The 20,363-nt window shown below is 54.2% G+C and carries 16 protein-coding genes and 3 pseudogenes; 12 read left to right on the forward strand and 7 right to left on the reverse strand.

The window, feature by feature from the left end:
- The first annotated feature begins 30 nt into the window (after positions 1–30).
- A complete protein-coding gene (gene qhpR, locus WCC56_RS17520; protein ID WP_424693625.1) occupies positions 31–1,098 on the forward strand; it encodes an AraC-like transcriptional regulator QhpR in 1,068 nt (355 codons plus the stop codon).
- Here qhpR and WCC56_RS17525 read toward each other — a convergent pair.
- Complete coding sequence (locus tag WCC56_RS17525) at positions 1,095–1,523, reverse strand: cell envelope integrity TolA C-terminal domain-containing protein (RefSeq protein WP_424693611.1); 429 nt, start codon at positions 1,521–1,523, stop codon at positions 1,095–1,097. The two genes, qhpR and WCC56_RS17525, sit on opposite strands and share 4 nt — an antisense overlap.
- 315 nt (positions 1,524–1,838) lie before the next feature.
- Here WCC56_RS17525 and WCC56_RS17530 point away from each other — a divergent pair, with 315 nt between their 5' ends.
- The 3 genes from WCC56_RS17530 to WCC56_RS17540 are packed head-to-tail and all read left to right on the forward strand — an operon-like array spanning position 1,839 to position 3,534.
- Positions 1,839–2,516 carry a CsgG/HfaB family protein gene (locus tag WCC56_RS17530; RefSeq protein ID WP_424693612.1) on the forward strand — a complete coding sequence of 226 codons (678 nt, stop codon included), beginning with the start codon at positions 1,839–1,841 and terminating at the stop codon, positions 2,514–2,516.
- A gap of 20 nt (positions 2,517–2,536) precedes the next feature.
- On the forward strand, positions 2,537–2,890 hold the full coding sequence (locus tag WCC56_RS17535; RefSeq protein ID WP_424693613.1) for a DUF4810 domain-containing protein: 354 nt from the start codon (positions 2,537–2,539) through the stop codon (positions 2,888–2,890).
- Positions 2,890–3,534, forward strand: coding sequence for a DUF799 domain-containing protein (locus tag WCC56_RS17540; RefSeq protein ID WP_424693614.1), 645 nt, complete (start codon positions 2,890–2,892; stop codon positions 3,532–3,534). The genes WCC56_RS17535 and WCC56_RS17540 overlap by 1 nt, the downstream gene beginning before the upstream one ends.
- A 31-nt stretch (positions 3,535–3,565) precedes the next feature.
- On the opposite strand, the pseudogene WCC56_RS17545 reads toward WCC56_RS17540, so the two are convergent.
- The 3 genes and pseudogenes from WCC56_RS17545 to sbcD all read right to left on the reverse strand — a co-directional run.
- A pseudogene (locus tag WCC56_RS17545) lies at positions 3,566–4,552 on the reverse strand (SbcC/MukB-like Walker B domain-containing protein); the annotation flags it as partial.
- A 1,614-nt stretch (positions 4,553–6,166) separates the two neighbouring features.
- A pseudogene (locus WCC56_RS17550) lies at positions 6,167–7,240 on the reverse strand (AAA family ATPase); the annotation flags it as partial.
- Entirely contained in the window at positions 7,237–8,460 is a 1,224-nt protein-coding gene (gene sbcD, locus WCC56_RS17555) for an exonuclease subunit SbcD (protein WP_424693615.1), read from the reverse strand. The gene sbcD and the pseudogene WCC56_RS17550, both read right to left, overlap by 4 nt.
- 199 nt (positions 8,461–8,659) lie before the next feature.
- Here sbcD and phoB point away from each other — a divergent pair, with 199 nt between their 5' ends.
- The 6 genes from phoB to proY all read left to right on the forward strand — a co-directional run bounded on the left by phoB (position 8,660) and on the right by proY (position 16,079).
- Positions 8,660–9,349 carry a phosphate response regulator transcription factor PhoB gene (phoB, locus tag WCC56_RS17560; protein WP_424693616.1) on the forward strand — a complete coding sequence of 230 codons (690 nt, stop codon included), beginning with the start codon at positions 8,660–8,662 and terminating at the stop codon, positions 9,347–9,349.
- A 23-nt stretch (positions 9,350–9,372) separates the two neighbouring features.
- Positions 9,373–10,686 (forward strand): phosphate regulon sensor histidine kinase PhoR, encoded by a 1,314-nt coding sequence (gene phoR, locus WCC56_RS17565; protein WP_424693617.1) that lies wholly within the window; start codon positions 9,373–9,375, stop codon positions 10,684–10,686.
- An 18-nt stretch (positions 10,687–10,704) separates the two neighbouring features.
- Positions 10,705–11,631: a PstS family phosphate ABC transporter substrate-binding protein gene (locus WCC56_RS17570; protein ID WP_424693618.1), complete on the forward strand. Its 927-nt coding sequence runs from the start codon at positions 10,705–10,707 to the stop codon at positions 11,629–11,631.
- A gap of 175 nt (positions 11,632–11,806) precedes the next feature.
- A complete protein-coding gene (locus WCC56_RS17575; protein WP_424693619.1) occupies positions 11,807–12,910 on the forward strand; it encodes a cobalamin-independent methionine synthase II family protein in 1,104 nt (367 codons plus the stop codon).
- 406 nt (positions 12,911–13,316) lie between these two features.
- Positions 13,317–14,642, forward strand: a complete 1,326-nt coding sequence (brnQ, locus tag WCC56_RS17580) for a branched-chain amino acid transporter carrier protein BrnQ (protein ID WP_424693620.1) — start codon at positions 13,317–13,319, stop codon at positions 14,640–14,642.
- Between the two features lie 69 nt (positions 14,643–14,711).
- Positions 14,712–16,079 carry a proline-specific permease ProY gene (gene proY, locus WCC56_RS17585; protein WP_424693621.1) on the forward strand — a complete coding sequence of 456 codons (1,368 nt, stop codon included), beginning with the start codon at positions 14,712–14,714 and terminating at the stop codon, positions 16,077–16,079.
- An 84-nt stretch (positions 16,080–16,163) separates the two neighbouring features.
- Here the strand turns inward: proY and WCC56_RS17590 are convergent, their stop codons facing one another.
- The 3 genes from WCC56_RS17590 to WCC56_RS17600 all read right to left on the reverse strand — a co-directional run bounded on the left by WCC56_RS17590 (position 16,164) and on the right by WCC56_RS17600 (position 18,880).
- The gene (locus WCC56_RS17590; RefSeq protein ID WP_424693622.1) at positions 16,164–17,438 is read right to left on the reverse strand and encodes a histidine-type phosphatase; all 1,275 of its coding nucleotides are present in this window, start codon (positions 17,436–17,438) and stop codon (positions 16,164–16,166) included.
- 62 nt (positions 17,439–17,500) lie between these two features.
- A complete protein-coding gene (locus tag WCC56_RS17595) occupies positions 17,501–18,103 on the reverse strand; it encodes a peroxiredoxin C (RefSeq protein WP_013201007.1) in 603 nt (200 codons plus the stop codon).
- A 195-nt stretch (positions 18,104–18,298) separates the two neighbouring features.
- Complete coding sequence (locus WCC56_RS17600) at positions 18,299–18,880, reverse strand: ACP phosphodiesterase (protein ID WP_424693623.1); 582 nt, start codon at positions 18,878–18,880, stop codon at positions 18,299–18,301.
- 204 nt (positions 18,881–19,084) lie between these two features.
- On the opposite strand from WCC56_RS17600, the gene queA reads away from it, so the two are divergent.
- Together queA and tgt are read left to right on the forward strand one after the other, a co-directional pair.
- The gene (queA, locus tag WCC56_RS17605) at positions 19,085–20,155 is read left to right on the forward strand and encodes a tRNA preQ1(34) S-adenosylmethionine ribosyltransferase-isomerase QueA (RefSeq protein ID WP_424693624.1); all 1,071 of its coding nucleotides are present in this window, start codon (positions 19,085–19,087) and stop codon (positions 20,153–20,155) included.
- 83 nt (positions 20,156–20,238) lie between these two features.
- A pseudogene (gene tgt / locus WCC56_RS17610) lies at positions 20,239–20,363 on the forward strand (tRNA guanosine(34) transglycosylase Tgt); the annotation flags it as partial.

Genomic DNA, 20,363 nt, shown 5'->3' on the forward strand with positions numbered 1-20,363 from the left:
CAGCATATTTTCTAAGCCGAGGCGATGATGATGGAAACCGGTCTTATCAGACAGCCTGACATGGCAACGGCGCTGAATGCCAGCGCGGTCAGCAACCGTGGTGTTCTGGCTGCTGCTGCCAGCGGCCTGAGCAGTTTTATCAGTGAGAAGGGCGGCGATGTCGATCGCATTTTTGGTGTCAGCGGCATCGATCCTGAACTGCTCTCCAGCCCAACCTTAAGCCTTGGGTTGATCAATTACTGCCGCGTGATGGAAGAAGCGGCGCGTTGTTCAGGTTTTGATAACTTCGGTTTGCACTACGGCAAGCAGTTTAAACCGCAGTCATTAGGTCTGATTGGCTATGTAGGCCTGTGTTCAGCCACGCTGGAACAGGCGTTACAGAACGTGGTGAACGCTTTCCCTTATCATCAGCACGACACGTTAACGCGTCTGGTGGATAAAGGGGACTGCTGGCGGCTGGATTATCAGGTGCGCCACGGAGCGATCCTTTGCCGTCGTCAGGATGCAGAGCTGACGCTGGGCATGTTTATGAACCTTATTCGCCACGTAGCGGGTAAAAATTGGGCCCCGCGCGAGGTGCATTTCGAGCATCCGCGGCCTTCACAATGGCATGAGCACTGCAAAGTCTTTGATGCCCCGGTCTATTTCGATCAACCCTTCAACTCGTTGATGATCCCTAAACGCGATCTGGCCAGATCAATGCCGGACAGCGATCCGATGTTATTGAGGGTGATGCAGGACGCGATCCGCCGTCTGAACAGCGCCACGCCACAGCAAAATATTGTCGATCAGGCGCGCTCGCAGGTGCATCTGGTCTTGCTGAAGGGCGAGCCGGTGCTGGAAGAGGTGGCCGAAAAAATGGGGCTGTCGAGCTGGTCGCTGCAAAGGCGGCTACGCGATGAAAATCTGAGTTTCACCGCGCTGGTGGACAACGTGCGCTGCGAAATGGCCAAGCATTATCTGCAGCAGCGCCAGCTGCCGATTTCGGAAATGGCACTGCTGCTGGGCTATTCAGAAGTCAGCGCCTTTTCCCGCGCCTTCCGCCGCTGGTTTGGCATCAGCCCTCGTCAGTGGCGGCAGGATGAGATGGCGGGTTAACCTGCCGGTTTGAAGTCGATAACGATTTCGCTTGGGAACTTTTTCGGTGGCGCTGGTAAGTTTTCCGCACTGCTGACCACACCCCATGCACTCTTACACAGTTGCTCATCGCCAGACGTACTTAATACGCTGTAGCTGTCGGTCGCGTCGTTCCAGCGGATAGTCAGCAAGCATTCACGACCAATATAGCGCTGATGATCGTAGAAATTGCGCTGAATACCGTAACTCATCTGAGCAAAATAACGGCACTCTTCTTGCGAAGCCCCAGGCGGCGGCTTTTGACAGCTCTTATCAGCATAGGCCTGCAACTCTTCACGACTGGCAGGCTGCATTTTATCGTGGCGGTCGGACTGGAGTGACTGGCAGCCTGCCAGCAGCGTAACCATCAGGGTTGCAGTCAACACCCTCATTTTAGTGCGGTTCATTTTCATTTATTCATCACTATTTCTAAAGAATCCTGACATCCGGCCGATAGTTTATCTTGTTAGCTTCTCGCTGGCAGACACTTTTGTCGCCGTCAGACTCTTTACAGATAATTCTCTACTTCACGGCAAAATATTCTCTCAGATTAAAACAAATTGGCAGGGGTTTACTGAATAACGGCAATGAATTAATTGTCCATTTGCTATTAATCAGCGTAAATTACGTTTGTTTTTATACCGTGCTTCGGGAAGTAGAGCAAAAGCATAGCCGTAAATGAAGCCGTCCGACGGGTTTTCAACTTAATTCATGGAACAGAAATGAAACCTTATATTAATGTCCTCGCAGTGACTTTATTAAGCAGCACGATGCTCAGTGGTTGCGCGACCGAATCCTCTCGCGCCATTGAAGCCCCACAGGTCACGGCCGCTACTCAACCTGCGTGGCAGGGCGCTAAAAGCCCGATAGCAGTAGGCAAGTTTGATAATCGGTCTTCGTATATGAACGGCATCTTCTCTGATGGCGTGGATCATCTGGGCAATCAGTCCAAAACTATTCTGATCACTCACCTGCAACAGACCGGCCGCTTCAACGTACTGGATCGCGCTAACCTTGATGAACTGAAAGCAGAAGCTGGCTACAAACGCAGCGTGCAATCGATCAAAGGTGCCGATTATGTCGTGACGGGTGATATCACCGAGTTTGGGCGTAAAGAAGTGGGCGATCAACAGCTTTGGGGCATTCTGGGCCGCGGAAAAACGCAGGTTGCTTACGCTAAAGTGAACCTGAATATCGTGGATGTTGCGACGACTGAAGTGGTCTATTCGGTTCAGGGTGCGGGCGAATATACACTCTCAAACCGCGAAGTGATCGGCTTTGGCGGCACCGCCAGCTATGACTCCACGTTGAACGGCAAAGTGATCGATCTTGCCATGCGTGAGGCGGTTAATCATCTGGTCAGCGGTCTGGAGTCCGGCGCATGGCGCGTGGCTAAATAACTCAGGGAAGGGAAAGTAAAATGCGTTTTTTTAAGTATATTCTGGCAGCGGCAACCGCTCTGCTATTGACGGCCTGCGCCGAAAAAAGCTCGAATATTTATTACTGGGGAGATTATCAGCCCTCATTATACAGTTATTACCAGCGCACCACGGCGCCTGAAAAAGAAATTGAGACGCTCAATGCGGTTATTCAGCAAGCCCATGCCAAAAATAAACCGGTTGCACCGGGGCTGCGTGCGCAACTGGGGTTGCTGTATGTGGATACTGGTCACCCCGATCTGGCCTTTGAACAATTCACGGCGGAGAAAACCGCCTTTCCAGAATCCGCGCACTATATGGACTTTCTGATGCGTAATAAGCAGGGAGTTCAATAATGAAGAAAATAGTCCTTATTTCCGCCGCGCTGGTGGTGCTGGTTCTGACCGGCTGCGCCAAAAGAACACCTTATGATTACACCGCGTTCCGCGAAAGCAAGCCAGCCTCCATTCTGGTGCTGCCTGCGGAAAACCACAGCACCGATATTACCGCAGCCCACAGTTTTGCCTCTTTGGTGACGCAGCCGCTGGCAGAATCGGGCTACTACGTTTTCCCGGTAGCGGTAGTGGAAGAGACCTTCAAACAGAACGGCCTGACTAACGCCACGGATATTCGTAGCGTCAGCACGGAGAAGCTGCGCAGTATCTTTAATGCTGATGCGGCGTTATACATCGATATCACCAAGTACGGCACACAATACATTGTGATAGACAGCGTCACCCAGGTGACGGCCACGGCTAAACTGGTGGATCTCCGCACCGGTAAGCAGATCTGGAGTGGTCTGGCTACGGCGGCCAACAACGAAGACAACAACAATCAGGGACTGGTGGGGATGCTCGTTTCGGCAGCACTGAAGCAGATCATCAACAACGTAAGTGATGAGGCGCACAACATTGCCTCTGTCACCAGCAGCCGTTTACTGAGTGCAAATAACAATGGCGGCATTTTAAATGGGCCACGCGCTAAATCGCCGACCCTTTAAGTGATAACCGGGCGCCGTGCAGGCGCCCGAGTTACGCCGTTGGCGTCTCAAGTTTGCTGTAACCCAGTCCGTTCACTTTTCTGACTTTGATCTGCACCGGGATGCGCTCTTTCATCGCTTCCACATGGCTGATCACGCCAATCGTTTTGCCACTGGCATTCAGGGCATCCAGCGCGTCCAGCGCACTGTCCAGTGTTTCCGCATCCAACGTACCAAAGCCTTCGTCGAGGAACAGGGATTCAATCCGGGTTTTATGGCTTACCAGGTCGGAAAGGGCCAAAGCCAGTGCCAGACTAACGAGGAAACTTTCTCCGCCGGAGAGGGTGCGGGTATCTCGCAGTGAATCTGCCTGCCAGGTATCGACCACTTGTAGCTCCAGCGCCTCTTTCGATTTACGCTGTAACAGATAGCGCCCGTGAAGACGGTTAAGCTGGTTGTTCGCCAGCCAGACCAGATGATCAAGCGTCAGCCCCTGAGCAAACTTACGGAATTTATCCCCTTCGCGGGAGCCAATCAGCTGATTCAGATACCCCCAGTCTTCCACTTCCTGCTCATTCTGCGTGATTTGCTCAAGCAGCGATTGCTGCTGCTGGCGACGCGTGGCATCGCTGGTCAGCTGCTGACGGGTTTCCCCTTGTTGACGAGTATTCTCTTTTAGCTGATTAGCGAGGCTGGCGACCGCTTCGCCCAACTCCTCAGTCTGATCAGCCAGGTCGACCGGCTTTTGCTGCAGGTGGTTATCCAGCGTCTTTTGCGCCTGCTGTAACAGGATGCTGCTCTGCTGACGACGCTGGTCATGCTGCTTCTGTAAGGCGCGAAGTTTCAGGGTTTGTTCTTCGTCCAACAAAGCGGCGGTGAAGGCTTCTTCATCGCTAAAGTGGCTGGCGGCGAGGGCAGAATTCAACGACTGCTCAGCCGCCTCAAGGCGCTTGATTAGCGTATCTGACTGCTCAGAGAGTGAGTTATGCTGTCCGGTCAGTGTATTTAACTGGTTCTGCTGGGTTTGCCACTGTTGCAGGCAGGCCTGGCTGCTCTCAGCATGCTGCTGAGACTGAAGGCGGAGCTGTTGTTGGATTGCGGAGGTTGCTTGCTCCCCAAAGAGTTTCTGACGCTGCTCTTTCAACTCACCAAGCGATTCCCATTCTTCTTTCAGGCGACTTTCCAGAGCCGTAAGGCGGGTTTTCTCGCTGGCGATCTCTTCCGTTAAGGCCTGCTGTTGCGTGGCGAGGGTGGTCAGTTGCGGCAATAAGTCAGTTAGTACCTGCTCCGCTTTAAGCCACTGCTGCCACTCGTCTTGTCGGTTGGCCAGCCAGCTTTCATGCTCGCCCAACGCCGGGACAGACAAGGCGAAGTCGGCCAGCGAAACCTGAAGGGCCTCGCGCTGCTGTTGAACGGCCTCCTGCTGCTGTCTTAGCTGCTGCTCCAGTTCGGCCAGCGCCTGGCGTGTAGTAAGCAGTTGCTGACCTGCCAGCTGTTGCTTCTGCTGCAATGCGGCAAGTTCAGTCTGGCGCTGGTTCAGCGCATCTTTCTGCTGCTGCAGTTCACGCGCGCTTTGCTGTAGGCTGAGTAACTGTGCCTGACAGTCTGTTTCCAGCTGATCCTGGGCGGCCAGCCAGTGCTGAGTTTCTTGTCTTTCTTCCAGTGTCAATTTTAGCGCCAGAGCATCGACTGCAGTTTGCCACTGACTCTGTAACTGTGCGGCCTCGCGATCGTTCTCTTCCCGCGTCTGCTTCTCTTTCTCTGCCTGCAACTGCAGATTTTTCAGCTGTTCACGTGTTGTCGTTCCCTGGTCTTTCAGACTGTCGACTTCGGCTTTGAGTGTTGCCAGCCGCTGTTGATTTTCCGATAGCTCAAGCGCCTGATAGTCCGCGACAGCAGGGTGCTCGCAAGATCCACAGAGTGGGCAAGGCTGACCGGCTTCAAGCAAGGCTCGCTGTTGTTCCAGCCCGGCAATGCGCTTTTCAAGTTCACAGCGCTTCTCCAGATCCTGCCAGTGCTGGTGCTTCTCTTTCCAGTTCGATCGCAGCACGTCCAGTTGCTGTTCCGTCAGCTTCAGCTGCTGCTGATTTTCCTGCTGGCTGGTTTGCTGCCGCTGAATACGGGCCAGTAACTGCTGCCATTGTGGCGAAATCAGGGCCAGAGTTTGCCTGAGTGAACGTTGCTGGCTGAGCTGAGCCAGAGAGGTCTGGAGTTGATTTTCCGGATGCTGCAGTTGGCGCTGACGGTGGATTTTTTCGGCTTCATCACAACGGGTTTTAGCCTGATCAAGTTGCTGCTGCTGGGGTTTTTCCTGCTGTTCCAGTTCGTTCTGCTGTTGCTCCAGCAAAACTACCTGACGGCTTTGCTCCGTCGTACGCGTCTGAAGAGCGGTCAGCGCCAGCACGCCCTGATGCTGCTGCTCGAAGCGCACGCGCCAGAGGGGCAGAGATTCTCCCCAACTGGAAAAGTGCGGATGCTCCTGCTGCCAGCGTTGGGTCTGTTGCTGCTGAAGTTGCAGCTCAGCCTGCGCCTGCTGGTTCTGTTGCAGCGCGCTCTGACGACGATTAAGAGAGTGTTGGTACTCACTGACCTCTTTTTTGAGCAGGTCGCTTTGCTGCGCCAGCGAGGCGATGCGGTTATCCAGCGGCAGCACCGTTTCGGTGATTAGCGTCTCTTGCTGCTGGCGAAGGACTTCGTGTTGCTGACGGGCCTCATCGGCTGCCTTTAACTGCTGGCTTAGCCCGGTCAAATGCTGCTGAGCCAGATCTTTTTGCTGCGACAGGCTCAGGAGCTGCGCGTTAAGTTGCTGCGCATCCTGTTGATACTGATTACGTTGCTGCCAGGCAGGCCGGAGCTTCTCCGCCGGTTCTGCCTGTACCAGACGCGCCAGTTAAGTGCTGTCCTGCTGCCAGGCACTTTCTGCCTGTTGATGATCATCCTGCGCGCCTTTAAGCGCCTGAACGGCGGCGTGATGCTGCTGCTGCCATTGCCACAAAAGCGTGTGGCGCTGATGCTGCGAAGTGAGTGCCTGCTCATCTGACACCAGCTGCGCTAACTGGGATGTCAGCTGCTGAAGTTGTTCTCCGTCGAGCAACGCCATGCCACTCGCCTGCGCCCGCAGGGTATCCAGCGCCACTTTGGCATTTTTATGCCGTTCAAAGACGTTTGCGGACAGGCGGCCATAGATTTCGGTGCCGGTCAGCTCTTCCAGCAGTTCAGCACGGCTGTTAGCATCGGCATTCAGGAAAGCCGCAAATTGTCCCTGCGACAACATCATCGATTTGGTGAAGCGTTCGAAATCCAGACCGGTCAGCGCCGTCAGCATATCCAGCTTGTCTTTCACTTTATCGGCGACGATTTTATTGTCATCACAGCGCGCCAGCTCAACGCGGGGAGCCTGTAAATTGCCATCGACAGCGCCACGCGCACGGTTCTGGCTCCAGAAGGCCCGCCAGGCGACGCCTTTCACTTCAAACTCAACTTCTGCCAGACATTCTGAGGTGTCACGCGTCATTAAATCGTTCTGAGACTGGGACAGTTTCCCCAGCCGTGACGTTTCGTGATACAGCGCCAGGCAGATGGCATCCAGCAACGTGGTTTTGCCCGCGCCGGTTGGGCCAGTGATCGCAAACAGGCCATTGCTGGCAAAGGGCTCGGCGGTAAAATCAATTTTCCATTCGCCTTTCAGCGAGTTAAGGTTTTTAAACCGCAGCGTCAGGATCTTCACGGTTGAACCTCATCATCAATTTCAGCCAGCGTTTGCGTAAAGAGTTCGGTGGCTCGCGCCAGTCGCTCAGGCTGTTCATTTTCTTCCAGCGCCAGGCGGCGGCTAAACACTTCCTGCGCGCTAAGCTCGCTCAACGTTTCATTGTTCTGGCGATCGATAACCTGTTCACGCTGCTCACGACTGCGACGTAACAGCACCACTTCCACCGGCAATTCCTCGGTCAGCTCCTGAATGCGGCGCTGAAGGTCGTTGAGCCAGGCCTGAGTTGAAATCTCAATATCCAGCCACACTGGTTTGCCATCTTCGCGAGGCGCGATTTCGCTCAACTGCTGCTCAATCTCTTCCAGCGAGCCTTTGATCATCTGCATCGGCTGGAACAGTGGAATAAAGAGCGTCTCAACGTGGCTGAGCTTGCCGTCTGCAAAGTCGACCAGGAAGACGCTTTTCTCTTTGCCCAACTCGTCGAAACTGAGCGGAATAGGCGAACCGCTGTAGCGGATATGCTCGCTGTTGGCGATGCGCTGTGCGCGATGTATATGACCCAGTGCAATGTAATCCGCCGGGGGGAAAGCCTGAGCCGGAAACGCATCGAGCGTACCGATGTAAATATCGCGCACCGCGTCACTTTTGGTTACGCCGACCGTGGTCAGATGGCCGGTGGCGATAACAGGCAGCGTAAGACCCAGCCTTTCCCGCTCAGCCTGCGCCGCCTGCCAGCACTGCTCATAATGGCTGGTGATCGCTTCCAACAGGGTTTGCTGTTTTTCATGACCAGACTGACCGGCCTGGCTGACGGTAATATCACGCGGGCGCAGAAAAGGAATGGCGCAAAGCACCGCGCCCGGTTCGCCATCGCGCTTATTGAGGATCAGCACTTGCTGGGCGATATCCTCACTGGCAGCGGCAATCACTCGGGTATTCAGGCAGGCAAGCAGTTCGCGGGATTCGTTAAGGGTGGCTACTGAATCATGATTGCCGCCAAGCACCACTAGCTGGCAGCCCGTTTGCTGGAGTTTGACTACAAAACGGTTATACAGCTCACGCGCATAGCTGGGCGGCGAACCGGTGTCGAAGATATCACCCGCTACAATAATGGCATCCACCTGATGTTCCACCGCCTGAGCCAGCAGCCAGTCTATAAAAGCCTGATGTTCCGGGGCGCGGCTCTTGGTGTAAAAAAATTGGCCAAGATGCCAGTCTGAGGTGTGGAGTATTCGCATGGGATCCCTTTAAAGCACGAGGCAGAGTCGACGATTATAAACAGCGGAGCGCAAAACCCCAGAGTCAATGACCGTAACCTTCACAATACTGTTATAAAACGGCGGTCTGGGGCGTGCTTTTTTCATAAAACTGTCATAAAACTGACGCATAATGACGCCGCAAATCCAGTGACATTCCGTCACAGTAGCAGGAGCAATAATGGCTAAGCGTATTCTGGTAGTCGAAGATGAAGCCCCAATCCGTGAGATGTTGTGTTTCGTTCTGGAGCAAAATGACTATCAACCGATAGAAGCGGAAGATTATGACAGTGCGGTCAATTTGCTTATCGAACCCTGGCCTGATTTGATCCTGCTGGACTGGATGCTGCCTGGTGGTTCAGGCATTCAGTTCATCAAGCATTTGAAGCGTGAAGCAATGACCCGGGATATTCCTGTGATGATGCTTACGGCGCGTGGTGAAGAAGAAGATCGCGTTCGCGGTCTGGAAGTGGGCGCAGACGACTATATTACCAAGCCGTTTTCACCTAAAGAGTTAGTAGCGCGCATTAAAGCTGTGATGCGCAGGATTTCGCCAATGGCGGTGGAAGAAGTGATTGAGATGCAGGGACTGAGCCTTGACCCTTCCTCACATCGCGTGATGTCTGAGACTCAGCCGCTGGAAATGGGGCCGACAGAGTACAAGCTTCTGCACTTCTTTATGACGCATCCTGAGCGTGTCTACAGCCGCGAGCAGTTGCTTAATCACGTCTGGGGCACTAACGTGTACGTCGAAGATCGTACCGTTGACGTTCATATTCGCCGCTTGCGTAAAGCGCTGGAACTGACCGGGCACGATCGCATGGTGCAGACGGTTCGCGGAACAGGTTACCGTTTCTCTGCACGTTACTGATCGTTCGCACTGGAGTCTTTACCGTGTTGGAACGCCTCTCCTGGAAGAGATTGTTGCTGGAAGTGGTGATCGCCTGCCTGCCCGCCCTGATTTTGGGGCTGCTGGTGGGCTACCTGCCCTGGCTACTGCTGGTTTCCGTGTTGGCCGTGTTGGGCTGGCATTTCGCTAATTTACTTCGTTTATCCCACTGGTTGTGGATTGACCGCAGCATGACGCCACCGGCCGGTCGCGGCAGTTGGGAACCTCTCTTTTATGGCCTTTACCAGATGCAGGCGAGAAATCGTCGGCGTCGGCGTGAGCTTGGCCATCTGATTAAGCGCTTTCGCAGTGGCGCTGAGTCGTTACCCGATGCGGTGGTATTGACCACGGAAGAAGGGACGATTTTCTGGTGTAACGGTCTGGCTCAACAGATGCTTGGGCTGCGCTGGCCGGAAGATAATGGCCAGAACATCCTTAACCTGCTGCGCTATCCGGAATTTACCCGGTATTTACGGCAGCGGGATTTTACCCGGCCATTAACACTGGTGCTGAACAGCAATCGCCAACTCGAATTCCGCGTGATGCCTTACTCGGAAGGGCAATGGCTGCTGGTGGCGCGTGATGTCACGCAGATGCATCAGCTCGAAGGCGCGCGCCGTAACTTCTTTGCCAACGTCAGCCATGAGCTGCGCACGCCATTAACGGTGCTGCAAGGCTATCTGGAGATGATGAACGATTCGGTAATGGAGGGCCCGCTGCGCGATAAAGCCTTGAACACCATGCAAGAGCAGACTCGTCGAATGGACGGTCTGGTTAAACAGTTGCTGACGCTGTCGCGGATTGAGGCCGCACCGGCGCTGGATCTGCAGGAAAAGGTGGATGTGCCGATGATGTTGCGGCTGTTACAGCGCGAAGCGGAAACGCTGAGCCAGGGTAAACATGAGATTCATTTCAATATGGACGCTGACCTGCGGGTGTTTGGCAACGATGAGCAGTTGCGCAGTGCAATTTCTAACCTGGTGTATAACTCGGTTAATCACACGCCTGCTGGCACACGCATTGATATCAGCTGGCTGAGAACCCCAAATGGCGCGCAATTTAAGGTGAAGGATAACGGCCCAGGAATATCGCCTGAGCATATTCCCCGCCTGACTGAACGCTTTTATCGGGTTGATAAGGCGCGCTCACGGCAAACCGGCGGCAGTGGCCTGGGTCTGGCGATTGTGAAGCATGCGCTGAGCCACCATAACACCCGGCTGGACATTACCAGCCAGCCAGGCAAAGAGACCTGTTTCAGCTTCTCCTTGCCACCAAGGTTGATTGTCAGCAGCGAGTTGGCACAGAATGCGGTTCGATGATCGTAGTGGAACCCTGTGATGAAAAAGCTGTTTCTGATCCTGCTGGCCTGTTTCAGCCTGACTGCCAGGGCACAAGAAGGCATGCTGGCCGGTAATCTGACCAGCGTTGGCTCGGACACCTTAGGCACCTTAATGACGCTGTGGGGCGAGAGCTTCAACCAACGGTATCCCGGTGTGAATGTTCAGGTACAGGCCGCAGGTTCCTCTACTGCACCCACATCGCTGGCGGCTGGTGCCGCACAGATTGGCGCGATGAGCCGTCCGATGCAGGCGGTTGAGCGCCAGCTGTTTGAAGACAGCTACGGTTACGCACCCGTTGCAGTGCCGGTGGCGATGGATGCGCTGGTGGTGGTAGTGAATCAGGACAATCCCTTGCAGGGACTGAATACTAAGCAGCTCGATGCAATTTTTTCTGTAACCCGCCGCTGTGGGTCGCTTGCTGCAGTTCATCGCTGGGGCGATTTGCAGTTAACTCAGCCCAGCTGGGTTTCCCGTCCATTACAGCGTTTTGGCCGTAACTCTGCCTCCGGCACCTGGGGGTTTTTCAAGCAGCAGGCGCTTTGCAAGGGTGATTTCCGCAATGATGTGGCTGAATATCCCGGATCGGCGGCTGTCGTCCAGGCAGTGGCGGGCACGCTGAATGCCATTGGTTACGCCAGTATGGGCATTCACCTCAGCGGCGTGAAAACGTTGCCTATTTCCCATGAAGGTCATGACTGGATCCAGCCTGATGCTGCCAACATTCGCAGCGGTCGTTATCCCTATTCCCGCCAGCTTTATCTCTACGTCAACAAACCGCCAGGGAAGCCTCTTGAGCCGTTAACCGCGGCGTTCCTTCATCACGTTTTATCCGCTCAAGGGCAGGCTCTGGTGACTCAGGCTGGTTATCTGCCGTTATCCCCGGAGCAGGTTAAACAGGCTCGTTTACTGATTGGCGATCGGTAAAAACACGGCAACATGAATTTTATTCATGTCAGATGAATTTTCCTCGTTTGCGCCCGACGCTGCCTCATGACACTCTTGCATATGGACATATAGACATCCAGAAGTCTAAAAATAACGACTCGTGATAATTTCACCGCTAAATTATGCGCAGTGCGCAGGCCAGGAGTGACACAACATGCAAAGAGATTCCGCTCAGTACCGTGCCGAAGTGGTTGGCAGCTTCCTTCGTCCTGCGGCCATTAAACAGGCACGCGAGCAGTTCCAGAAAGGGGAGATCGATGCTGTAGCCCTGCGTCGTATTGAAGATGAAGCAATCCGCGATGTGGTCACTCATCAGCGTGCCTGTGGCCTGAAAGTGGTGACTGATGGCGAATTCCGTCGCGCATGGTGGCACTTTGACTTCTTCGATGGCCTGGAAGGCGTTGAGCGTTATGAATCTGAGCAGGGCATCCAGTTCAACGGCGTGCAGACCAAAGCGCATGGCATTCGTGTGACCGGGAAAATCGGCTTCGGTAACCATCCTATGCTGGAAGACTTCCGCTACCTGAAAGGCATCAGCGGCGATGCCGTGGCTAAAATGACCATTCCAAGCCCAAGCGTGATGCACTTCCGTGGCGGCCGTAAAGCGATCGACGCTAACGTTTATCCGGACCTGAAAGACTACTTCAACGATCTGGCGCAGGTTTACCGCGACGCGATCAACGCATTTTACGATGCTGGCTGCCGTTATCTGCAGCTGGATGACACTGTCTGGGCTTACCTTTGTTCAGAAGATCAGAAAAGCCAGATCCGCGAGCGCGGGGATGATCCTGAAGAGCTGGCGCGCATCTACGCGGATGTGCTGAATAAAGCGATCGAAGGTAAGCCAGAGGATTTGACTATTGGCCTGCATGTTTGTCGCGGCAATTTCCGTTCAACCTGGATCTCTGAAGGTGGCTATGAGCCAGTGGCTGAAATCCTGTTCGGCACCGTCAATATCGATGCCTTCTTCCTTGAGTATGATAACGAGCGTTCAGGCGGTTTCGAGCCTCTCCGCTTTATCAAGCCTGGCAAGCAGCAGGTGGTTCTGGGCCTGATAACCACCAAAAACGGTGAGCTGGAAAACCCGGAAACGGTGAAAGAGCGCATCGCAGAAGCGGCTCAGTTTGTCAGTCTCGATCAAATCTGCCTCAGCCCGCAGTGTGGTTTTGCCTCAACAGAAGAGGGCAACAGCCTGACTGAAGAGCAGCAGTGGGCAAAACTGCGTCTGGTCGTGGATATCGCCAAAGACGTCTGGTAAGCCTGCATCAGATTGTGTAAAAGGCGCGGAATTCCGCGCCTTTTGTGCATGATTACCCCCTTCTCCGCAGAAAATGCCCTCACAACGCACAAAAAAAATACAAATCATGTAAGGCATCCAGCCGATAACCTGAAGCGATACACTGGCTGGCTCTTTTTTTGCGACATATCGCTCTGCTTTTCCGATCCTGCCTTGCCTTTCTCCCCTATAAACGGTTTACTTAGCGCCGTTTTTACGTTATCCCCCTGTAAACAGATTAAAATCAGCGCAAATCCGCTACCAGAGCGACATCAGGACAGACAATTGCCCTGTATCGGTTTGAAATTCTGGCGTTTTTAGTGCGGGCAGGGTGATGAAGCTGACATCACGACATCACTTAACACCAGTACGGGCTAATTTTCTGCTTATGACGAATCGTTTAACTTCCAAAGACATCCTGGCGCTGGGGTTTATGACCTTTGCGCTGTTCGTGGGTGCAGGTAACATCATTTTCCCGCCAATGGTAGGTATCCAGTCGGGTGAACATGTCTGGATTGCGGCGCTCGGATTCCTGATCACCGCGGTTGGTCTGCCGGTGATCACTGTTATTGCCCTGGCACGTGTCGGTGGCGGCGTGGATGCGCTAAGCACCCCAATCGGGAAAGCTGCCGGTCTGGTACTGGCTACCGTTTGCTACCTCGCCGTTGGCCCGCTGTTCGCCACCCCGCGTACGGCAACCGTCTCCTTTGAAGTAGGTATCGCGCCGCTGACCGGTGACGGCTGGCTGCCGCTGTTCATCTATAGCCTGATTTACTTCTCGCTGGTGATCGGCATTTCCCTCTATCCCGGCAAACTGCTTGATACCGTTGGTCACTTCCTGGCTCCGCTGAAAATTGTGGCGCTGGCTGTGCTGGGCATTGCGGCGATGATCTGGCCTGCTGGTGGCCTGGCACCGGCCACCGATGCCTATCAACATGCGGCTTTCTCAAGCGGTTTCGTCAATGGTTACCTGACCATGGATACGCTGGGGGCGATGGTGTTCGGCATTGTGATTGTGAACGCGGCGCGCTCTCGTGGCGTTAGTGACGCGAAATTGCTGACTCGCTATACCGTACTGGCTGGTTTGATTGCTGGTGTTGGCCTGACGCTGATTTACCTTGCGCTGTTCAAACTGGGCTCAGACAGCTCTTCAATCGTTGATCAAGGGGCTAACGGCGCGGCTATTCTGCACGCGTATGTTCAGCAGACCTTTGGCGGTATGGGCAGCTTCTTCCTGGCCGCGCTGATCTTCGTTGCCTGCATGGTCACGGCGGTTGGCCTGACCTGCGCCTGTGCCGAGTTCTTCGAGCAGTATCTGCCGCTGAGCTATCGCCAGCTGGTCTTTGTGCTTGGCCTGTTCTCAATGGTGGTGTCCAACCTTGGATTGAGCCACCTGATCTCGATCTCGATCCCGGTGCTGACGGCCATCTATCCGCCTTGTATCGTGCTGGTCTTGTTGAGCTTTACGCTGAACTGGTGGAATAAAAACACCCGCATTATTGCACCAACCATGCTGATCAGCTTACTGTTCGGCATTCTGGATGCCATTAAGACCACCAGCTGGAAAGCGTCGCTGCCTGCCTTTGCACAGCATCTGCCGCTGGCTGAGCAGGGCCTGGCCTGGTTGCCGCCCTCCCTGGCGATGCTGGTGCTGGTCGCTATTTATGACCGCGTATCCGGTGGTCGTGAGCAGGTTAGTGCGCAGCAGAAATAGTCATAAACCCGCGTCTTCTGCTGCCTGGGTGGCAGAAGGCGCAGTCAGAGTAGAAGCAGAACCAGAAAGATGACAAAAAATACGCTCAAAAAGGGACTGAGTACCCGCCACATTCGCTTCATGGCATTGGGATCGGCAATCGGCACCGGGCTGTTTTATGGCTCGGCAGACGCGATGAAAATGGCCGGCCCGAGCGTTATTCTCGCCTACATTATCGGCGGCGCGGTGGCATACATCATCATGCGTGCGCTGGGCGAAATGTCCGTTAACAATCCTCAGGCCAGCTCTTTCTCGCGTTATGCGCAGGACTACCTTGGCCCGCTGGCTGGCTACATCACCGGCTGGACCTACTGTTTCGAAATCCTGATTGTCGCCATCGCCGATGTCACCGCCTTCGGTATCTATATGGGCGTGTGGTTCCCTGACGTGCCGCACTGGATCTGGGTGTTGAGCGTGGTATTGATTATCGGCGCCATCAACATGGCCACGGTAAAAGTGTTCGGGGAAGTGGAATTTTGGCTCTCTCTGTTCAAGGTCGCGACCATCATCATTATGATTGTGGCCGGTATCGGCATCATCTTCTGGGGCATCGGCAACGGCGGCCAGCCTACTGGCATCCACAATCTGTGGACCAATGGCGGTTTCTTCGCGCACGGCGTGATTGGTATGGTGCTGTCGCTACAAATTGTGATGTTCGCTTATGGCGGTATTGAGATTATCGGGATTACCGCTGGTGAAGCTAAAGATCCTGAAACCTCGATACCGAAAGCGATCAATACCGTGCCGCTGCGTATTTTAGTGTTCTACGTAGGGACGCTGTTCGTCATTATGTCGATTTTCCCGTGGAACCAGGTGGGCACTAACGGCAGTCCTTTCGTGCTGACCTTCCAGCATATGGGCATTGCGGCGGCGGCAGCCATTCTGAACTTTGTGGTGATCACCGCTTCACTGTCGGCGATTAACAGCGATGTGTTCGGCGTGGGGCGTATGCTGCACGGGATGGCTGAGCAAGGTCATGCACCGAAAATGTTCAGCACCGTTTCGCGTCGCGGCATTCCGTGGGTGACGGTTCTGGTGATGATGGCGGCGATGCTGATTGCGGTGTACCTCAATTATCTGATGCCGGAAAAAGTGTTTCTGGTGATTGCTTCACTGGCTACCTTTGCCACCGTTTGGGTGTGGATTATGATCCTGTTTGCCCAGATTGGCTTCCGCCGCTCGTTGAGTAAAGAGCAGGCTAAAGAGCTGAAGTTTGCCATGCCTGGCGGCATCTTTACCGCCATAGTCGGTATTCTGTTTCTCGTGTTTATCATCGGCCTGATTGGCTACTTCCCGGATACCCGTATTTCGCTGTATGTCGGCATGGGGTGGTTAGTGGTGCTGCTGGTGAGCTGGCAGTTTGTGAAGAAGACGCTGAACAAGCCCGTTAAAGCTTAAGTCGTTGCTCTGGCAGTCTGAGAACCGCCCCTACGTCAGGTAGTGGGCGGTTTTTTTATGGCTGTTAGCGGGAGGCCTGTTGGCTCAGGGCGTAGGATAGTTCACCTGAACTTCTGATGAAGCTACAGCCTTTTCCATGCGTTGCAATGACCTGTCGTAAGGGCAAAGCCTACCCACTTCAGTTGATTTGCAGCCGTCAAAGTGCCATTCGGTGATCAGCAGCGGATTTGCCGCGCTGAGCGGTGTTAACTGACGCAGTTGATCCAGACTTTGCGACTGGAAATAGACCCGAAGAAACCGCTGCTGGCTGTGATCCTCTCTCCAGCGCTCAAACACCAGGCTGCCGCCTGGCGGTAAATTCCCGCGCGGATAGTCGCCCTGTTGCCAGCTAAAGTGCAGCAGCGTACGCAGATAGGAAAGGTTGATATCACTGGCAACCAACAACAGCCAGCGAACATCGGGTGGCGCGTTTTGCTGCTTGCTGGTTTGTAGCGCCTTCGCAATCTGATCGAGTAACACTGACCCTCCCCGGCGCGCGGCAGAAGGTAAATCGTTGGTGTAATCATACTTTGCCGTTAGCAGCGGCAGCAGTTTGCTGATCTCCGCTGAGCTGTGCGCCTGACCAAAAGCCACGTTGTTTAACGGCTGGTTTTCACTCCAGGCCAGCCTGATGCTCTCAGCCATTGCTGCCAGCGTATCAAGGCCTTTGATGGCTATGCCGCCGTCAGACCAAACGTTGAGTGCCCAGGGGTGATTGAAGGCGGGGCAGGGCTGACCGCTTCGACAGACAGCTTCTTTAAGTGCGTCAATCTGGGGCTGCAAACGCTGTTGCGCTTGTTCTGGCGTCCCGCCCAGAGCGATAAACGCTTCCTGCTTATACTGGGTTTTTTGCTCCTCGCTGACCTTGCCAGCAGGAAAGGCAAACAGCACATCGTCCTTCTCCAGCGCATGAACAGCAACGCCGCAGCCGGGGAATGCAGCGGCTGAATAGGCTTCCGCACTGGCTTGGGTGCGTTGCAGAGGGCTGGAACGGATATAAACATCGTCTGCGGAAGGGCATCCGGCTCTTAACAGGCCGAGTTGGCGATAACGTTGAGCTTCATAGCCGGCTTTCAGCCAGACAGCGGTATAGCCATGGCCGGTTAAGTTACCGTCTTCCGTCAACCAGCGAGGCCAGCTGCGTTGCGTACCCGCCTCAATGGACTGCCGATCGCCCGGAGTTGGCGGGCGCACACCATGACGGCTGACTTCCACGACTTTCTCAAGGGTGTAAGCCTCGGTATTGGCCTGCGCAAGGCTGAAAAGGCCACTCAGTACAGACAGGATTAGCGTGGTCAGAAGAGGAAGTTTAGCGGCCATGTTATCTCTTTTCAGAAAAGAAAAAGGCCCGCCGAAGCGAGCCTTTTCGAAAGCGGCAGCTATTACAGCTTAGCCGCGTTCGCAGACAGGTATTTAGCCACGCCGTCTGGAGACGCGCCCATACCTTCTTTTCCTTTTTCCCACTGAGCCGGGCACACTTCGCCGTGCTCTTCGTGGAACTGCAGCGCGTCAACCATGCGCAGCATTTCGTCAACGTTACGGCCCAGTGGCAGATCGTTAACAACCTGGTGGCGAACCACACCGGCTTTGTCGATCAGGAATGAACCGCGCAGTGCAACGCCAGCGTCCGGATGTTCGATACCGTAAGCTTTCTGCACTTCACGTTTGATATCAGCAACCATGGCGTATTTCACTTCGCCGATGCCGCCTTTTTCGATTGGGGTTTTGCGCCATGCGTTATGCACAAATTCAGAATCGAAAGACACGCCGACAACTTCAACGCCGCGCTTCTGGAACTCTTCGTAACGCTTGTCGAAGGCAATCAGTTCAGAAGGACAAACGAAGGTGAAGTCCATTGGCCAAAAGAACACAACGGTGGCTTTACCAGCGGTGTGTTTTTTAAAGTTGAAGTTTTCAACGATTTCACCGTTGCCCAGCACAGCTGCGGCAGTAAAATCTGGGGCTTGACGAGTTACCAGGACCATGTTCACTCCTGTAGAGAGAGGTGGATTAATGAGACAAATCGCCTGCAGTATAAGAGCGATCTCAGGATAGGTACCAGCGCTAAACGCCGATTATTCAGATAGGTAAAACCTATCAAAAATCTAAAATGCTTAAAGCAGCCTCATACAATAACCTTTTCCGCCAAAAGGGCAAGCGGCAAACTTAGCCTAAGTGTTTTACAGGGCTTTGCGCGAGGCTTTTTCCATCATAAGCGGATAAAATTGCCAGAAAAAATCATTAAAGTGTTGATAATTATCAATGAAATCTTCATACGAATCTTCCAGTGCGGCCAGCCTTGGGCGACGGCTTGCCATGCCACGTAGCACAGGTTGCAGATAGCCGGCTTCGGCATACTTCTCCATCCAGCGATCGGACCATAAATAACGGTTAAGATTCTGGAATCGCTCCGGTGTGGAGGCTAATTCGGGCTCGATCACAGATTTAGCCTGGAGCAAAAAAGCTGGCAAGGTTATTTCCGGCACGATTTTATCCCAGTGTCGTGACAGAAAATGATCCCAGATAACGTCAAGGGTGATCGGCGAAACGCGCCGGGTTTCTGCGCGGAAAAAGTCGCGGGCAGCACGGACTTCGGGTAGCGAATCCGTCATCACATCAATGCGACGATGATGCAAAATTCCCTCGGCAACCGCTGTGGGCCAGTCGTTATGCGGATTGCCCCGCACAAAATCGGCCATCAGGTTGCCTAACAGGGAGCTTTCGGCCAGTGAGGCCAGGTGAAGATGAGCAAGAAAGTTCATGGCAGTAGTATATCGCCTTATCCCCTGGCGGTGTAGCGGCGTTCTCTTGCTGCCTTGCTACACCACCAGGGGCGTTGGCTGATGCGGAGATGGCAGTAAAAAGACCGCTGTGGCGAAGTTCTCAGCGTGCCTGGCATTAGCTTGTTTAGAAATGGCGGGTTTTCAGCTAGAATGTGCGCCCTGATTTCCCAACAGTGAATGACCATGCGCGTTGCCGATTTTTCGTTTGAGTTGCCCGAATCTTTAATTGCCCATTATCCGCAGGCCCAGCGCAGCGGATGCCGTCTCCTGTCCCTTAACGGGCCGGACGGTGAGTTGTCTCATGGCATCTTTACTGATTTGCTGGATAAGCTCACCCCTGGCGATCTGCTGGTGTTCAACAACACCCGTGTTATTCCTGCGCGCGTGTTTGGGCGCAAAGTCAGCGGCGGTAAGATTGAAGTGCTGGTCGAGCGGATGCTGGATGACCATCGCGTGCTGGCACATGTTCGTGCCTCTAAAGCCCCCAAGCCGGGAGCAGAATTGCTGCTGGGCGATGATGAAAGCGTGAAAGCAACCATGGTTGCCCGTCACGATGCGCTGTTTGAATTGCAGTTCGACGATGAACGCGCGGTGCTGGATATCCTCAATGCGGTCGGCCATATGCCGCTGCCTCCTTACATTGACCGTCCTGATGAAGAAGCTGACCGTGAGCTGTATCAGACCGTCTACAGCCAGCGTCCGGGCGCGGTAGCGGCCCCAACCGCTGGCCTGCATTTTGACCAGCCAATGCTTGAAGCGCTGCGCGAAAAGGGCATCGAAACCGCTTTCGTCACCCTCCATGTAGGGGCAGGAACCTTCCAGCCGGTGCGCGTAGACAGCATTGAAGACCACATCATGCACGCTGAATATGCTGAAGTGCCGCAGGACGTGGTGGATGCGGTGCTGGCTTGTAAAGCTCGTGGCAACCGTGTTGTTGCAGTAGGCACCACTTCTGTTCGTTCGCTGGAAAGCGCCGCACAAGCTGCTCAGGATGCGCTGATTGCCCCCTTCTTTGATGACACCAAAATCTTCATTTACCCTGGCTACCAGTATCAGATCATTGATGCGCTGGTGACCAACTTCCACCTGCCGGAGTCCACGCTGATTATGCTGGTCTCGGCGTTTGCTGGTTACCGCAATACGATGCACGCCTACCAGCAGGCCGTGGCAGAGCAGTACCGATTCTTCAGCTACGGCGATGCGATGTTTATCACCCGCAATCCGCAGGCTATTACCGAGCAGGTTGGCGAATAAGATCCAACCGGCAGCATCCACAGCCGCGCGCACTGTGCGGCTGTTAACACTTAACATCAGACTGTTTCTCTGGTGGAGGCAATGTGAAGTTCGAATTAGACACTACTGACGGGCGCGCGCGCCGTGGCCGTCTGATCTTTGATCGCGGCGTGGTGGAAACCCCGGCATTTATGCCTGTGGGCACCTACGGCACAGTAAAAGGCATGAC

Source organism: Erwinia sp. (assembly GCF_049696395.1).
In the GTDB taxonomy this organism is placed as follows: Bacteria; Pseudomonadota; Gammaproteobacteria; order Enterobacterales; family Enterobacteriaceae; genus Erwinia.

Coding starts and splice junctions, on each gene's coding strand:
- qhpR (WP_424693625.1), top strand. CDS start 31: ATGGAAACCGGTCTTATCAGACAGCCTGACATGGCAACGGCGCTGAAT.
- WCC56_RS17525 (WP_424693611.1), bottom strand. CDS start 1,523: ATGAACCGCACTAAAATGAGGGTGTTGACTGCAACCCTGATGGTTACG.
- WCC56_RS17530 (WP_424693612.1), top strand. CDS start 1,839: ATGAAACCTTATATTAATGTCCTCGCAGTGACTTTATTAAGCAGCACG.
- WCC56_RS17535 (WP_424693613.1), top strand. CDS start 2,537: ATGCGTTTTTTTAAGTATATTCTGGCAGCGGCAACCGCTCTGCTATTG.
- WCC56_RS17540 (WP_424693614.1), top strand. CDS start 2,890: ATGAAGAAAATAGTCCTTATTTCCGCCGCGCTGGTGGTGCTGGTTCTG.
- sbcD (WP_424693615.1), bottom strand. CDS start 8,460: ATGCGAATACTCCACACCTCAGACTGGCATCTTGGCCAATTTTTTTAC.
- phoB (WP_424693616.1), top strand. CDS start 8,660: ATGGCTAAGCGTATTCTGGTAGTCGAAGATGAAGCCCCAATCCGTGAG.
- WCC56_RS17570 (WP_424693618.1), top strand. CDS start 10,705: ATGAAAAAGCTGTTTCTGATCCTGCTGGCCTGTTTCAGCCTGACTGCC.
- WCC56_RS17575 (WP_424693619.1), top strand. CDS start 11,807: ATGCAAAGAGATTCCGCTCAGTACCGTGCCGAAGTGGTTGGCAGCTTC.
- brnQ (WP_424693620.1), top strand. CDS start 13,317: ATGACGAATCGTTTAACTTCCAAAGACATCCTGGCGCTGGGGTTTATG.
- proY (WP_424693621.1), top strand. CDS start 14,712: ATGACAAAAAATACGCTCAAAAAGGGACTGAGTACCCGCCACATTCGC.
- WCC56_RS17590 (WP_424693622.1), bottom strand. CDS start 17,438: ATGGCCGCTAAACTTCCTCTTCTGACCACGCTAATCCTGTCTGTACTG.
- WCC56_RS17595 (WP_013201007.1), bottom strand. CDS start 18,103: ATGGTCCTGGTAACTCGTCAAGCCCCAGATTTTACTGCCGCAGCTGTG.
- WCC56_RS17600 (WP_424693623.1), bottom strand. CDS start 18,880: ATGAACTTTCTTGCTCATCTTCACCTGGCCTCACTGGCCGAAAGCTCC.
- queA (WP_424693624.1), top strand. CDS start 19,085: ATGCGCGTTGCCGATTTTTCGTTTGAGTTGCCCGAATCTTTAATTGCC.